Annotated in this window: 1 protein-coding gene; it reads left to right on the forward strand. The window is 75.6% G+C overall.

Annotation, left to right across the window (positions count from 1 at the left end; all coding sequences use genetic code 11):
* Positions 1-174 precede the first annotated feature (174 nt).
* Positions 175-1,094 (forward strand): chorismate synthase (aroC, locus tag AB0J52_RS41855; protein WP_500188855.1); only part of this gene is annotated, 920 nt, incomplete at its 3' end.

A 1,094-nucleotide genomic window follows, 5' to 3' on the forward strand; every position in this document is an offset into this window, starting at 1 on the left:
CACGGCCCCGCCCGGCACCGCATGGCGCTGCCCGGCACCGCACGGCCCCGCCCGTCCACTCCGGACGTGCGGGGCCGTCCCCGCCCAGGTCGGCGGGGCCGCTCGGGCCGGAAGGGGTCTCACAACCTGGACGTCCGGCACGAGCGGCCCCGGCGACTCAATAGGATCGTGGGCATGCTGCGCTGGTTGACCGCGGGCGAGTCCCATGGCCCGGCCCTCACCGCGATCGTGGAGGGCCTTCCGGCCGGTGTGCGCGTGACCTCGGCGGACATCGCCGACGAACTGCGCCGCCGGCGGCTCGGGCATGGGCGGGGCGCCCGGATGAAGTTCGAGCAGGACCAGGTGTCGATCCTCGGCGGCGTCCGGCACGGCTATACGCAGGGCGGCCCGGTCGCCGTCCAGGTGGGCAACACCGAGTGGCCCAAGTGGGAGACGGTGATGTCCGCCGACCCGGTGGACCCCGACGTCCTCGCGGCGCAGGCGCGCAACGCGCCGCTCACCCAGCCCCGGCCCGGCCACGCCGACCTCGCCGGCATCCAGAAGTACGGCTTCGACGACGCGCGGCCCGTCCTGGAGCGGGCGAGCGCCCGCGAGACCGCCGCCCGCGTCGCGCTCGGCACGGTCGCCAAGGCGTTCCTCAAGCAGGCGCTCGGCGTCGACATCGTGAGCCACGTCGTCTCGCTGGGCGAGATCGAGGCCCCGGACGGCGTCGCGCCCGGCCCCGGCGACCTCGCCGCCGTGGACGAGTCGCCCGTCCGCTGCTTCGACGCCGGCGCGTCCGCGAAGATGGTCGCGCACATCGACGAGCTGAAGCGGCAGGGCGACACCCTCGGCGGCGTCGTCGAGGTGCTCGCCTACGGCCTCCCGCCCGGCCTCGGCAGCCACGTCCACTGGGACCGGCGGCTCGACTCGCGCCTCGCCGGCATCCTCATGGGCATCCAGGCGATCAAGGGCGTCGCGGTCGGCGACGGCTTCGAGACCGCCCGGCGGCCCGGCTCCCGCGCCCACGACGAGATCGACAACACCGCGGACGGCGTGCGACGCGGCGCCCTTCGGGTTCATGGTCAGCAGGTGGTCGGGCGGCAGGACGCTGC

This window comes from Spirillospora sp. NPDC049652 (assembly GCF_040675125.1).
In the GTDB taxonomy this organism is placed as follows: domain Bacteria; phylum Actinomycetota; class Actinomycetes; order Streptosporangiales; family Streptosporangiaceae; genus Spirillospora.